This window comes from Nonomuraea sp. 3N208, assembly GCF_052245935.1.
Lineage (GTDB): Bacteria > Actinomycetota > Actinomycetes > Streptosporangiales > Streptosporangiaceae > Nonomuraea.
The window spans coordinates 392,603-406,049 of the sequence record NZ_JBQQBR010000005.1 but is presented as its reverse complement, the minus strand read 5'-3'; the positions used below and the strand labels follow the sequence as shown (position 1 = coordinate 406,049).

At 68.3% G+C, this 13,447-nt stretch carries 14 protein-coding genes; 5 read left to right on the top strand and 9 right to left on the bottom strand.

Annotated features, from left to right (window positions below; translation table 11 throughout):
- Positions 1–96 precede the first annotated feature (96 nt).
- Entirely contained in the window at positions 97–555 is a 459-nt protein-coding gene (locus tag ACTWPT_RS10045; protein WP_443176996.1) for an Lrp/AsnC family transcriptional regulator, read from the bottom strand.
- Positions 556–682: 127 nt separating this feature from the next.
- Here ACTWPT_RS10045 and ACTWPT_RS10040 point away from each other — a divergent pair, with 127 nt between their 5' ends.
- Positions 683–1,570 (top strand): phenylalanine 4-monooxygenase, encoded by an 888-nt coding sequence (locus ACTWPT_RS10040; protein ID WP_443176995.1) that lies wholly within the window; start codon positions 683–685, stop codon positions 1,568–1,570.
- 33 nt (positions 1,571–1,603) lie between these two features.
- Positions 1,604–2,518 carry a serine hydrolase gene (locus tag ACTWPT_RS10035; protein ID WP_443176994.1) on the top strand — a complete coding sequence of 305 codons (915 nt, stop codon included), beginning with the start codon at positions 1,604–1,606 and terminating at the stop codon, positions 2,516–2,518.
- On the opposite strand, the gene ACTWPT_RS10030 is transcribed toward ACTWPT_RS10035, so the two are convergent.
- From ACTWPT_RS10030 to ACTWPT_RS10010, 5 genes are read right to left on the bottom strand one after another with little or no spacing between them, the layout of a single operon-like run.
- Positions 2,487–3,212 (bottom strand): response regulator transcription factor, encoded by a 726-nt coding sequence (locus ACTWPT_RS10030; RefSeq protein ID WP_443176993.1) that lies wholly within the window; start codon positions 3,210–3,212, stop codon positions 2,487–2,489. The two genes, ACTWPT_RS10035 and ACTWPT_RS10030, sit on opposite strands and share 32 nt — an antisense overlap.
- On the bottom strand, positions 3,212–4,039 hold the full coding sequence (gene pstB, locus ACTWPT_RS10025; RefSeq protein ID WP_305925003.1) for a phosphate ABC transporter ATP-binding protein PstB: 828 nt from the start codon (positions 4,037–4,039) through the stop codon (positions 3,212–3,214). The genes ACTWPT_RS10030 and pstB overlap by 1 nt, the downstream gene beginning before the upstream one ends.
- A 32-nt stretch (positions 4,040–4,071) precedes the next feature.
- Complete coding sequence (pstA, locus tag ACTWPT_RS10020; protein ID WP_443176992.1) at positions 4,072–4,962, bottom strand: phosphate ABC transporter permease PstA; 891 nt, start codon at positions 4,960–4,962, stop codon at positions 4,072–4,074.
- Entirely contained in the window at positions 4,962–5,900 is a 939-nt protein-coding gene (pstC, locus tag ACTWPT_RS10015; protein WP_443176991.1) for a phosphate ABC transporter permease subunit PstC, read from the bottom strand. Before pstC ends, pstA begins: the two co-directional genes overlap by 1 nt.
- Positions 5,900–6,898, bottom strand: coding sequence for a phosphate ABC transporter substrate-binding protein PstS family protein (locus tag ACTWPT_RS10010; RefSeq protein WP_443176990.1), 999 nt, complete (start codon positions 6,896–6,898; stop codon positions 5,900–5,902). The genes pstC and ACTWPT_RS10010 overlap by 1 nt, the downstream gene beginning before the upstream one ends.
- Positions 6,899–7,044: 146 nt before the next feature.
- Here ACTWPT_RS10010 and ACTWPT_RS10005 point away from each other — a divergent pair, with 146 nt between their 5' ends.
- Both ACTWPT_RS10005 and ACTWPT_RS10000 read left to right on the top strand, forming a co-directional pair.
- Positions 7,045–7,518 carry a low molecular weight protein-tyrosine-phosphatase gene (locus tag ACTWPT_RS10005; protein ID WP_443176989.1) on the top strand — a complete coding sequence of 158 codons (474 nt, stop codon included), beginning with the start codon at positions 7,045–7,047 and terminating at the stop codon, positions 7,516–7,518.
- Complete coding sequence (locus ACTWPT_RS10000; RefSeq protein WP_443176988.1) at positions 7,505–8,290, top strand: fructosamine kinase family protein; 786 nt, start codon at positions 7,505–7,507, stop codon at positions 8,288–8,290. The genes ACTWPT_RS10005 and ACTWPT_RS10000 overlap by 14 nt, the downstream gene beginning before the upstream one ends.
- On the opposite strand, the gene ACTWPT_RS09995 is transcribed toward ACTWPT_RS10000, so the two are convergent.
- Together ACTWPT_RS09995 and hisN are read right to left on the bottom strand one after the other, a co-directional pair.
- Complete coding sequence (locus ACTWPT_RS09995) at positions 8,287–10,278, bottom strand: zinc ribbon domain-containing protein (protein ID WP_443176987.1); 1,992 nt, start codon at positions 10,276–10,278, stop codon at positions 8,287–8,289. The genes ACTWPT_RS10000 and ACTWPT_RS09995 overlap by 4 nt on opposite strands.
- Positions 10,279–10,691: 413 nt before the next feature.
- Positions 10,692–11,483, bottom strand: a complete 792-nt coding sequence (gene hisN, locus ACTWPT_RS09990; protein ID WP_443176986.1) for a histidinol-phosphatase — start codon at positions 11,481–11,483, stop codon at positions 10,692–10,694.
- A gap of 90 nt (positions 11,484–11,573) precedes the next feature.
- On the opposite strand from hisN, the gene ACTWPT_RS09985 reads away from it, so the two are divergent.
- Positions 11,574–12,032 carry a DUF4442 domain-containing protein gene (locus tag ACTWPT_RS09985; protein ID WP_443176985.1) on the top strand — a complete coding sequence of 153 codons (459 nt, stop codon included), beginning with the start codon at positions 11,574–11,576 and terminating at the stop codon, positions 12,030–12,032.
- Positions 12,033–12,183: 151 nt separating this feature from the next.
- On the opposite strand, the gene rsgA is transcribed toward ACTWPT_RS09985, so the two are convergent.
- On the bottom strand, positions 12,184–13,296 hold the full coding sequence (gene rsgA / locus ACTWPT_RS09980; protein WP_443176984.1) for a ribosome small subunit-dependent GTPase A: 1,113 nt from the start codon (positions 13,294–13,296) through the stop codon (positions 12,184–12,186).
- Positions 13,297–13,447 lie beyond the last annotated feature (151 nt).

The following is a 13,447-nucleotide window of genomic DNA, read 5'->3' as shown; positions in this document are numbered from 1 at the left end:
GATGCACATCGCCGGACGGAGGGAACGAGAACGCGGGAGACCAGCGCATCCAAAACCGTTCGGGATGCGCGCAGTTCCGGGACGTGGCATCAGATGTCACTCCTGGCTACTGTTTAGGAACGGTTCGATGCGGTACGGGATCTGGGTGGAGAGCGCGATCGTGGTGTCCGTACGCTGCACCGCGGGCGAGGCCAGGATGCGGGCGATGACCTCCTGCAGGTGATCGGTGCTCTTGGCGACCACCCGGCACAGCAGGTCGTGCTGGCCGCTCGTCCCGTGCACCTCCAGAATCTGCGGTACGGCACGCAGCGCCGCCACCGCCTCCTCCAGCCGGCCCTGGGCGATCTGCAGCCAGACGAACGCCAGGATCGGATGCCCGGCCGCGGCCGGCGACACCGTGGGCCCGAAGTCCTCGATCACCCCGCGTGTGGTCAGCTTCTCCACCCTGGCCTGCACCGTGCCCCTGGCGACGCCCAGGAGACGGGCGAGCTCGGTCAGGCCGATGCGCGGGTTGGCCCGCATGGTCACGAGCAACCTGGTGTCCAGCTCGTCCATGCCGACCTTCCTCCAGGACTGTGCGATTCGACCAGAATATGTGACTTTGGGAGTGCGAAAGTAAGCATGTCGCGCAGGAAAACTACGCGCTCTTGCCAGGAAAAGCGGAACTTGCTGTTATCTGGGCATGTTTGAGGAAGCACAGTACTTCGCCCCGGTCGCGGCCCAGGACGACGGGTCGGTGGTGGTCGAGCTCTCGGCGTCGCATCCAGGCTTCGCCGACCCGGTCTACCGGGCGCGGCGCAACGCGATCGCGAAGCTCGCGGTCGACTATCGTCCGGGCACCCCCATTCCCGCGGCCGAGTACACCGAGCAGGAGCATGAGGTGTGGGCGATGGTCACCAGGGAGCTGGCGGTCAAGCACGCCAAGTACGCCACGGCCGAGTACCTCCACGGCGTGGCCCGGCTGGGGCTGCCGACCGAGCGCATCCCACAGCTGGAGGAGGTCTCGCGGCTCTTGGAGCCGCTGACCGGATTCAGGTACCTGCCGGCGGCGGGGCTGGTGCCGCTGCGGGACTTCTACGGGGTGCTCGCGGACGGGTTCTTCCACTCGACGCAGTACATCCGCCACCATTCCGTGCCCTTCTACACGCCGGAGCCCGACGTCGTCCACGAGGTGATCGGGCATGCCAACGCACTCGCCAGTTCCCGGTACGCCGCCCTCTACCACCTGGCCGGTCAGGCCGCGCGGCGGGTCGAAGGGGAGGAGGCGCTGGAGTTCGTGTCGAAGGTGTTCTGGTTCACGCTGGAATTCGGGGTGATGGAGGAGCGGGGCGAGCTCCGGGCATACGGGGCGGGGATCCTGTCGTCGTACGGGGAGGTCGAGGAGTTCCGCGGCATGGACATCCGGCCGCTGGATCTGTCGGCCATGGGCACGACGCACTACGAAATCACGAAATATCAGGACGTACTGTTCCGGGCCGAGTCCTTGGAGCACCTTGAGGACGTCGTGGGCGGCTTCTGGGAGAGCTGTGACGACGACTCGATAGCGAAACTGGTCGCCGCTGCCGTCTAGCGGCGCGCCGCGGATCTTCGTGATAATGCCCGGGTGGTCACGGGCCGGGCGCAGGCGCCAGCACGGGTGGTGCTCGTCCTTGCCCTGCTCCTGTCACTGATCACAGTGCCCGTGGAGCCGCGGCTCCGGCCTCCCATGGCTTGGGCGGCGCCGGTGGCCCGGGAAGAGGCGCTGGCGAGGATCGAGAGCATCGCGGCCGAAGAGGCCGTGGGGTCGATCCCGGCCAAGCGGATCACCAAACGGCTCGACCGCTACCTGGCCGGCCGTCCTGGGCCGGTCACCGCCATGGTCAAGGACCTGGCGACCGGTCGGGTCTACCGTTACCACCCGGGCGAGCGGCTGATCACCGCGAGTAGCGCCAAGGTCCAGATCCTCATGGCGTTGCTGCTCAAGACACCCTGGAAGAAGTTGCCCGAGGCCGTCAGGCGGGACGCCGACCTGATGATCCGCTACAGCGACAACCACGCCGCCGACCGGCTCTGGCTACGCATCGGCGGCGCGCCGGGATTCACCAAGGCCGGCCGGCGATTCGGACTCAAGCACACGCAGGGCGTTCCCGGGGACTGTCTCGACCTGTATTGCTGGGGAATCACCCGGACGTCCGTGGACGACCAGATCCGGCTGATGAGCGTGCTCGTGTCAGGCAAGAGTCCGCTCAAGGACCGCGAGCGGGTGCTGGGGCTCATGGGCAAGGTCGTCGACGGCCAGAACTGGGGCATCAGCGCCGCCGCATGCCGAGGCGACCAGGTGGCGCTGAAGAACGGCTGGCTCAAGCGCGTTTCGACCAAGCGCTGGGCCGTGATCAGCGTGGGCCTGATCAGGAACGACGGCCACGACTACGCCGTGGCCGTGCTCACCGAGGGCAGCCCCGACGTCGGGTACGGAATCGCGACGGTCGAAGGCGTCACCAAGAGGATCATGCAGGACTTCCGGACATGCCCGGAGTGACCAGCCGGTAGCCCACGCCGCGCACAGTCTGGATGAGCTGGTCGTCCTCGTCTCCTAGCCGTGCCCGCAGCCGCTTGACGTGCACGGCGATCGTGTTCGTCGAGGTGGTGGCGGCGGCGTGCCACACGTTGCGCATGATCTGCTCGCGGGTGACCGTGCGGTCGGCGTTGCGCATGAGGTACTGCAACAACTCGAACTCCCGCAGCGGCAGATGGACGGCCCGCCCGCCCACGCGTACCTGGTAGGCCTGCACATCCAGCTCCACCCCGCCCACGATCAGCACCTTGCGCGACTCGGGCGAGGAGGCCTGGATGAACGGCAGCAGCTCCAGCACGCGGTAGGGCCGGGCCACGCAGGCGGCCGCGCCGGCCGCGAGAGCGCGGACGGCCTGCTCGGCGTGCCCCTCGCCGACGCCGAGCAGCACCGGTACGGCTCGCGCGAGCCGTACCGCGCGGACGAACTCGACCGCGTCGATGACCGGGAGCGTGGCCGAGACGAGCACCACGTCCGGCTGCAGGGCCCCCGCCTGCAGCAGCCCTTGAGCCCCGTCAGGCGCGCCGGTGACCGCCACGCCCTCGCGTTCGAGGGCGGTGGCCAGGTCCTCGACCACGGCACTGTCGGGGTCGGCGATGAGCAGTACGGGCTTGGTCCTCGTGTCCCCGTTCATCGTGGATGCCGCCTGCTGTTGGGTCATCAGCCGAAGCGTCCCGTGATGTAGTCCTCGGTGCGCTTGTCGGACGGGTTCGTGAAGATGCGGCTGGTCTCGTCGTACTCCACGAGGCGGCCGTGCCGCACGCCCTTGTCGTCGACCTCGGCGGTGAAGAACGCGGTGCGGTGGGAGACGCGAGCGGCCTGCTGCATGTTGTGCGTGACGATCACGATCGTGTAATCGCGCGCCAGCTCCTGCATCAGGTCTTCGATCTTGGTGGTGGCGATCGGGTCGAGGGCCGAGCACGGCTCGTCCATGAGGATGACCTCGGGGCTGACCGCGATGGCCCGCGCGATGCACAGGCGCTGCTGCTGACCGCCGGACAGGGACAGGGCGTTCTGCTTGAGCTTGTCCTTGACCTCGTCCCACAGGGCCGCCCGGGTGAGCGCCTGCTCGACCAGGTCGTCCATCTTGCCCTTCGTGCCGTTGACGCGGGGGCCGTAGGCGATGTTGTCGTAAATCGACTTGGGGAAGGGGTTGGGCTTCTGGAAGACCATGCCGATGCGGCGGCGTACCTCGATGGGGTCCACGTGGTCGCCGTAGAGGTCCTCACCGTGGTAGAGGATCTTGCCGGCCGGGCGGGCGCCGGGGATGAGGTCGTTCATCCGGTTGAAACACCGCAGCACCGTGCTCTTGCCACAACCGGAGGGACCGATCATGGCGGTGATCTCACGATTGCCGATCAGCATGTCGACCTCGCGCACGGCCTCGTAATCACCGTAGAAGACGCTGAGGTCGGAGACGGTGAAGACCGGATCCAGGGCCTCGAGGTTGCGGGGTGCCTCGGGGCCACGGACGGTGACGTTCGCCATGGGGGTGCTTCCTATCTCAGTCATATCTTCCTTCACCAGCGCCTTTGGTAACGGTTGCGGAGCCAGATCGCCACCGAGTTCATCAGCAGCAGGATCACCAGCAGGATCACGATCGCGGCGGCGGCCAGGATGTGGAATCCCTCACGCGACTGGGAGATCCAGTTGAAGATCTGGATCGGGAGGACGGTGTAGCTGGCGAAGATGCCGTCCGGGTTGAAACGGATGAAGGACACCGCGCCCAGCATGATCAGGGGAGCGGCCTCGCCGATGGCCCGGGAGAGGGCCAGGATCGAGCCGGTCGCGATGCCGGGGACCGACGCGGGCAACACCTGGCGGTAGATCGTCTGCCACTGCGTGGCGCCCAGTGCCAGCGACCCCTCGCGGATGGACGGCGGCACCGCGCGGATCGCCTCGCGCGAGGCGATGATCACGATGGGGAGGACCAGCAGGCCGAGGGTGATCGACGCGGTGATCACGCTGAAGCCGAGGCCGATCGTGCGGGCGATGATGCCCAGGCCGAGGATGCCGTACACGATCGACGGGATGCCGGCGAGGTTCTGGATGTTGAGCTCGATGACGCGGTTGTACCAGCGGGTCCGGTCCGCGTACTCCTCCAGATAGATCGCTGCGGCGATGCCGGTCGGGATCGTGAAGACCGCGGTCAGCGAGATGACCCAGAGCGTGCCTGTGATGGCGGACTGGGCGCCGGCGATCTCCGGGTTGCGGATCGACGGCATGTTCTCCCAGAGCCGGGCGTCGAGCCGCGGCCAGCCCTGTGTCAGGACGAAGATGAGGAGGGTGACCAGGAAGATGAGCGCCAGCGCCAGGCTGGCGAGCAGGATCATCCGGAACAAGATCTCCTTGACCGGGCGTCCCTGGCTCGCCAGTTGAACGGCGGAGCGTGGCGTCGAGAGAACAGCCATTACTCGTACACCTCACGATATTTCCGCACCAGGCGGGCGCTGATGTAGTTCATGAAGAACGTCATCACGAAGAGGAGGGCGCCGACCGCGAAAATGGTGTTGTAGTCGACCGTGCCCACCGGAACGTCGCCCGAACCTGCCGCGGCGATGAACGCGGCCATGGTCTGCATCGCCTTGCCGAGGTCGAGCGTGAAGTTGGGCTGACCGCCACCGGCGATGTAGACGATCAGCGTCTCGCCCGCGGCCCGAGAGATCGCCAGGATGACGGCCGCGACGATGCCGGAGAAGGCCGCGGGCAGCACCACGCGGAGCGAGGTGACCATCCTGGAGGCGCCCAGGGCGAAGGAGCCCTCGCGCAGGCTGTTCGGCACCGACGACATCGCGTCCTCGGACAGCGACGCCACGATCGGAATGATCATGAAGCCGACCACGAGACCCGCGCTCAGCGCGTTGAAGATCTCGATCTCGAACCACAGGACGCCCTGCAGCAACGGGGTGATGAAGCTCAGAGCGAAGAATCCGAAGACCACGGTCGGGATGCCCGCCAGCACCTCGAGCATCGGCTTGAAGAACTTCCTGACGCGCGGCTTGGCGTATTCCGACAGGTAGATCGCGGCGGCCAGGCCGAGTGGCACGGCGACGACGATCGCGATGGCGGTCGTGATGAGGGTCGCGCTGACCAGCGGCAGCACGCCGTAGCTCGGGGGTTCGAACAGCGGTCCCCAGTCGGTGGAGGTGAAGAACTCCGCCGCGCTGACTTCCCCGAAGAACCTGATCGTGGGCTCCAGGAGGGAGACCACGATGCCGACCGTGGTGGCGATGGAGACCAAGGCGGCCACCATGAGGATCGCCTTGATGGCCATCTCGCCATAACGCGGGCGCGACCGCGCCAGGGACTGGGGAGTCCCCGGCACGGTCGCGGAGTCGCGAACCGCCATCAGCTGCTCTTCAGCGTGGACAGGTCGGTCTTGAGCTTGCTCTCCTGCTCGGTGTTGAGCGGGATGTACTTCGCGTCCGTCGCGATCTTGTTGACGTTGGCCACGTAGTACTCGAGGAAGGCCGCGACCTCCGGCCGCTTGGCCGCCGTGGTGGACGGGTAGATGAACAGCGGCCTGGCCAGCGGGGTGTAGGTGCCGTTCTGTGCGGTCTCGGCGCTTGGCGCGACGCAGCCGTTGCCGGAGTCGATCTCGACCGCCTTCAGCTTGGCGGCGTTCTCCTCGAAGTAGGTGAAGCCGAAGTAGCCGAGGCCGCCCTTGCTGCCCCCGACGCCCTGGACGGTGACGTTGTCGTCCTCGCTGGGGCTGTAGTCCTTGCGGCTCGCGCCTTCCTCACCGTTGATCTCGTCGGTGAAGTAGTCGAAGGTGCCGGAGTCGGTGCCCGGGCCGAAGAGCTTCAGCGGCTCGTTCGGGAACTTGGGGTCGACCTGGTTCCAGCTGGTGATCTTCTTCTCCGCGCCCGGCTCCCACATCTTCTTGAGCTGGTCCGTGGTGAGGCAGGTGGCCCAGGTGTTCTCCTTGTTCACCACGACGGTCAGCGCGTCGGTCGCCACGGTGAGCTCGGCGTACTTGATGCTCTTGGCGTCGCACGCCGCCTTCTCCTCGTCCTTGATCGGACGGGAGGCGTCGGCGATGTCGGTCTCGCCGTTGCAGAACTTCTCGAAACCGCCACCGGTGCCGGAGGTGCCCACGGTCACGTTGACCTTGGCCTGCTCCTCGCTGAAGAACTCAGCGGCGGCGCTGGTCAGCGGGGCGACCGTGCTGGAGCCGTCAACCTTGACCTGCCCGGCCAGCTCGGCGGGGGCGCCCTGGCTGGCAGGGGCGGAAGCTGTGCCCTCCCCGGCGGGCGGAGTGGTGTTGGTGCCGCCGCATGCGGCTGAAAGGCCCACCACGATGGCGGCCGTCGCCACCGCGCTGAGGCGGCGCTGTCCACGGGTCACGGTATTTCCTCGTCCCTAGTGAGATCTTTACTTCGACACCTCCGATAACACCGGGCGAAAGTGAACGGAAGTAGAACGACCCGTGACTGAGGTCCAAAGAGGTGTTCCTGGTCGTATGAATAGCCTGTAAGGGTCATCCTGGTGACATGAGCTATCGCGTATGTCTGGTGTGCATGGGGAACATCTGCAGGTCACCTATGGCGGAGGCGGTGCTGCGGAAGGCCCTCGCCGACCGGGGGCTGGCCGATCGCGTCGTCGTCGAGAGCGCCGGGACCGGCGGCTGGCACGAGGGAGACCCCATGGACGAGCGGGCGCTGCGGATCCTGTCCGACCACGGTTACGACGGCTCTACGCACCGGGCCAGGCAGTTCACCAAGGATTGGTTTGACCGGTATGACCTGGTGCTTGCCATGGATCTCGACAATCTTGCCAATCTGCGGCGGATCGCGCCTCCCGGGGTGGAGGTGCGGTTGTTCCGCTCGTTCGATCTCGCGGCACCTGCCAATGCCGAGGTCCCGGACCCCTACTACGGGGGCCGGGAAGGGTTCGAGGAAGTGCTCGCGCTGGTCGAGTCGGCCGCCGAAGGGGTGGCCAAGCACGTCGCCGATGAGATCGACTGAGGACCTGGGCGCCTCGCACGGGTGGCGCCTGCAGCGGGGCGTGCTCGATGACGGGCGGCAGGTGTTCGCGAAGACGGGCGTCGTTTCCGAAGTGTTCACTTCGGAGGCGGCCGGGCTGCGGTGGCTCGGCGAGGCGATCGCGGTTCCCGAGGTGATCGAGGTCGGTCCCGACCGGCTCGTGTTGTCGTGGGTGGAGCAGGAACGCCCGAGTATGGCGGCGGCCGAGCGGTTCGGGCGGGAATTGGCCCGGCTGCATCGCTCGGGAGCGCCGGGCTTCGGGGCGCCGTGGCCCGGGTTCATCGCCGAGTTGCCAATGGACAACGCGCCATGTGACGACTGGCCGGCGTTCTACGCGGAGCGGCGGGTGTTGCCCTTCCTGCGTCAGGCACAGTTGCCTGCCTCGGACGTGGCCGCCGTCGAGCGGGCCGTGGAGCGGTTCGCCGAGATCGCCGGGCCGGCCGAGCCGCCCTCGCGGATCCATGGGGATCTGTGGAGCGGGAACGTGCTGTGGTCCGGCGGATCCGCCGTGTTGGTCGATCCGGCCGCGCATGGCGGGCATCGGGAGACGGATCTGGCCATGATGGCGTTGTTCGGGCTGCCGTACCTGGATCGGGTGCTGGGGGCGTACCGGGAGGAGTGGCCGCCGGCGGAGGGGTGGCGGGAGCGGGTGCCGCTGCACCAACTGCATCCGCTCCTCGTGCACGTGGTCTTGTTCGGCGGGTCCTATCGGGACAGCTTGATGGAGGCGGTACGGCGGGTGCTCGCGCTCTAAGAGCTATCCCTTAAGTCTGGATAGTCCGGGTTGCGGGTACGTCTGTCCGGCGTGGTCCCCTGGGCGGGAGTCTCATCCGGGGTCGGCGCATCGCATTTGCCGGCATTTCGCTGAGCAGAGGCCACATCGGTGGCTGCCGCATGGTCCCGGCCAGCAAGGGCGGGTGAGGGACGTGCTGCGGTTGACTCAGACAGGGCTTCTTGCAGCCCTTGGATGGTGTAGGTGTCGATGAGGTGGCGGGCGTGGGTGTAGTCGACGCGGGCGGTGCTCGGGTCGGCGGGGTCGGTCAGGGTGACACAGGAGGCGAGCGCGGCGGCCACCAAGTCACGCGGCGCGGTCAGCCCGCACTGGGGGCAGTGGTGGACGCGTTGGGCCAGCGATTTGGCCACCTGGGCGCCGCACAGGCAGTGCTGTGACAGGGCGGTCTTGGTCGTGGAGGCGCGCAGCATGCTGCCGCCGCAGGCGGCCGCCTCGCGTTCCAGCGCGGTGATGAGCATGCCGGGGGTGAACCGGGAGATGCCCTTGCCCCACAGCCGGGCCCAGGTGCGGATGTCGCAGTCCTCGAGGACCATGTTGGCGCCGTGTGCGGCGACGATGGCGGCGGCGGTGCGGCGTGCCCGATCCTGCCGGGCCTCGGCGAAGGTCTGCGACGCCTGCGCATGCCGGGCCCGCATCCTGTGGTAACCACCCGACAGGGTGTCGGTCCGGTACGCCTGCCGGGGCACGCCGCGCTTGTTCGCGACGCGCGGCCCCTTGGGAAGGGCGACCGTCCGCTCGGGCAGGCCCCGGTCGGCGCGGCGTTTGGCGCGCGTCTCCTGTCTCTTTGAGAGGTGATAGCGGCCGGTGTTGGCAGCGCGGCGGGAGCGCTCCAGCGCCCGGGCGCGGCCTTTGGCCTTCTTCTGCTCGCGGGCCAGGCGGGCCTTCTCGGCGTCGGTCAGGGTGAGCATCGTGGCCGACAGCGTGGCCGGCATCGGGCCATCGCCTGCGTGTCCCGCAGGCTCGGCGCGCGTGGGGGCGGAGAACACCGACAGGTTGGAGACGTTGCCGTCGATCCCGGCCCGCCGCTCCAGCCCTGCGGCCCGGTGGCGGCGGTGCTGGGTCGCCGGTGAGGCGTGCCCACCGTCCAGGATCATCAGGTGCGCCTCATACGCCCAGCCGCCGGGCGCGGACGGCTTGCGCCGCCGCACCAGATCGATCTTGTGCCAGGCCTCCAGCCGGTCCAGGAAGTGGACGATGCGCTCCCACCGGCCCGCGCCCTGGGGCAGCCGGACCGGCACGACCAGATTGCCGGCACCCGCGCCGGTGAACACGAGCGTCAGCGGGCCGGTGTGGTCCCACCACGAGGCGGGGCGAGTGATGGGCCTGCCCGAGGCGGCGCGTTCGCCGGTCGCGATCGGCCCGGACGGGGCGGCCGGGACGGGCAGGTGGCGGGGCTGGGCCAGCACTGACTCGCCGGCCGGGACAGCGCGCGCGTCGGCAACACTGGCACCTTCCGGCAGGTCGCGGGATCGGAAGGCGTCCAGATGCCCCTGCAGGGTTCCGGCCAGGCGGAAGGTCTCCCACTTGCGCGCCTGGATGTGCGAGCGGGCCCGGCCGGGGATACGGGTGAATTCCCACCAGGAGCCGACCCTGGGCCGCCCGGCCCGATGGCCGCTCGCGTCGCCGAACAAGTGCCGCTCCACCCCCGACCAGACCTCGTCGGCCAGGTGCATCGCCAGCGCCTTGGTCACATGATCCTTGAGATGGCCGGAGGCCTCCAGATGAGCGTAGGCGGCGTGCTCCAGGCCAGTCCGCGACAGCCCGAGCCGCTCCCGCCAGGCCTTCGCGTCGCCCACGCGGCGCTGGGATCCGGCCCAGTACGCCTCGACCCGATCCCGCGCATCGTGCTGCACCGCCCGCTTCAGCGACCACGCGGCCGCAAACAGCTTCTCCACCCGTACCCGCGTCGCCGGGTCGGACACATCCAACGCCAGCCGGATCACCGACACCGGCGCATCCTTCGGCCGCCGCCACGCCGGGCCCTTGTTCTTCCCCCGAAACCGCCGCCCGCCAGCCTGCTCCTCACCCGACCTCGCCCGAGCAGCCGGAGAAACCCGCACATCAGGGACAACCGTAACGACACCAGAAACACCTGCTGTCGCATTGTTCTCCCTGACCTCGGCCACGACGCCACCATGCCTGAGCCCACCGACAATTTCGCCGCTTCTCGCTCTCAGTGGCGCATGACAGCCCGCCTGGCGGGGTGACGCACGAGAGGAAAGTGGCGGTCAAAGATGAACGAGATCTGAACGCGGCCACTGCTGGCATCCGGTCCTGGGCAGGGCTTTTGCGTCCGCGGCCGGGAATGCGTATGTCGACCCGTGCGACGGCCGCCGAGGTTTGAGCTCGGTGGTTCTTGTGGTTATCGCGTGACGCGGTTGAGGCGGTGGATGACCTCGTCGTGCAGGACGCCGTTGCTGCAGACCAGGCTGCCGCCCTCCAGGCCCCTTACTCCGGCCACGTCCGTCCAGACGCCGCCGGCCTCCTCGACGATCACCGTGAGCGCGGCCATGTCCCATGGCGACAGCTCCGGCTCGGCGGACAGGTCCACCGCGCCCTCGGCGACCATCATGTGCGACCAGAAGTCGCCGTACGCCCTGGTCCGCCAGCAGGCGCGGCTGAGGTCCAGGAAGTTGTCGAGCTTGCCGGTCTTCTCCCATCCGCCGAAGCTCGAGTACGAGAACGACGCGTCCTCCAGCTTGGACACCGAGGAGACCCGCATCCTGGACGCCTTCGTCAGGCTCTTGCCGGTCCACGCGCCGCCCTCGGTCGCCGCCCACCATCGCCGGCCGATCGCCGGGGCGGACACCAGACCGACGACGACCTTGCCGTACTCCATGAGCGCGATCAGCGTCGCCCACACGGGCACGCCGCGTACGTAGTTCTTGGTGCCGTCGATGGGGTCGATGATCCACGACCGGGCACCCCACCCGGTCTTGCCGAACTCCTCGCCCACGACCGCATCACGCGGCCTGGCGCGGCGCAGCGTGCCCCGGATCGCCTCCTCCACGGCGCGGTCGGCGTCGCTGACCGGCGTGAGATCCGGCTTGGTGTCGACCTTGAGATCGACCGCCTTGAACCGCCGCATGGTCATGTCGTCGGCGGCGTCCGCCATGACATGCGCGAGGCGTAGATCATCGGTATAACCCTGCACGATCGCCCACGCTACCGTGTCGGGTATACAGAACATCAGTCACAGACGGCTCTTTTCTGGTAACTCCTATTTCTATTACTTGCCAGTAACATGTCCATCATGTCGCAAGATGTCGGTGCGTTGCTGCTCCAGACCGTCCCCTTTGCCCGCACCTTGGGCATCACCTTCGACTCCGTCGGGAACGGCCAGGCCGTTTCCCGCCTGCCCGATCGTCAGGATTTGCACAATCACGTGGCGGGTCCGCATGCGGGGGCCCTGTTCACGCTGGCCGAGTCGGCGTCGGGTGCGGCGATGCTGTCCGCCCTGGGCGATCAGCTGGAGCGGGCGGTTCCGCTGGCCACGTCGGCGAGGATCGAGTATCGGAAACTGGCCAAAGGGGAGGTCCATGCCGAGGCCCGGCTGTTGGTGACGAGGGATGAGGTGGTCGCCAAGCTGGATGCGGGGGAGCGGCCGGTGTTCGACGTGGCGGTCGACATCAAGAACGCCGACGGCACCCTGGTGTCCGCATTCACCGTCACCTGGACTCTCCGCCCCCACACCCGCGACTGACCGCCACAAGGCGGCGATGGCCGCCGCCGCTCCCCACACCTCTTGTCTGCAGGGTGCTGCGCCGAAGTGCGGTGGAAAACAGGCGGATGCTGCCGGCCGTGTTGCCGACCTTCCGGCCCGTCGGGGTCTGGGAGCTGGCCTGGCACTGACGTCAGGGTGCGTCGTCGGCGGCCGCTTCCCGGCGGGACACGCCCGAGTCGTCCAGGGTGCCTTCGCGGCTGGACAGGAGACGGCGGAGGGACTCCAGGCGGACGGGGTCGGCGTTGCCTGCGGCCGCCCAGGCGTCCAGCGCGCAGCCGTCGCCCAGGTGCGTGCAGCCCTTGGGACAGGTGACCGTGCCCTCCACCAGGTCAGGGAACGCGGCCAGGACCGTTTCCACCGACACGTGCGCCAGGCCGAAGCTGCGGACCCCTGGCGTATCGATGATCCAGCCGCCGTCGGGGAGTTCAAGCGCCACGGCGGAGGTGGAGGTGTGGCGGCCGCGGCCGGTCACCGCGTTGACCTGGGAGACGGCCCGGTTGGCGTCCGGGACTAGGACGTTGACCAGGGTGGACTTGCCCACGCCCGAGTGTCCGACCATGACGCTGATCCGGCCGGTCAGGTGCTCGCGGAGCTCCTCCAGCGGGCCGCCCTTGTGGACGACGACGTGCGACACACCCAGCGGCTCGTACAGTGCGATCAGCTCGTCCGGCGGGGCGAGGTCGGACTTGGTGAGGCAGAGCAGGGTGTCGATCTCCGCGTCGAACGCTGCCACCAGGATCCTGTCGATCATGCGTGGCCTGGGTGGCGGGTCGGCCAGGGCGGTCACGATGACGAGCTGGTCTGCGTTGGCCACGATCGGGCGTTCGATGCCATCGGTGTCCTCGGTGTCGTCGGCCGAGCGGCGCAACATCGAGGTGCGCGGCTCCACGCGTACCACCCTGGCCAGGGTGTCAGGACTGCCGGACACGTCGCCGACCAGGGCGACCCTGTCCCCGACGACGATGCCCTTGCGGCCCAGCTCGCGGGCCTTCATGGCGACGACGAGCCGGCTCTGCTGATGTTGTCTGCGTTTCTGGGCCGAACCCCTGGCGCGTTCGGGCTCGACCAGCGTCGTATAGCGGCCGCGGTCGACGGCGACCACGAAACCTTCGACGGCGTCCTCATGGGCGGGACGAATTCGAGTCCGCGGCCGGGAACCCTTGCCCGGCCTGACTCGTACGTCGTCCTCGTCGTACTCCCGCTTTCTCAGCGGTCCGCTCCCATACGCTCGCTTCCCTTCCATGGATTGGTCGATTGATCGCCGGCGCGGTCGTCAGCGGTTGCGGCGGCTGGCTTTGCCCCGGCGTGGCCGGGTGGCGTGGTGGATCCTCACGTCGGCATGCGGGCAGCGTGCTAGCACGTGTAGCCCTTTTCCGACGTGCCCGGAGCATTGG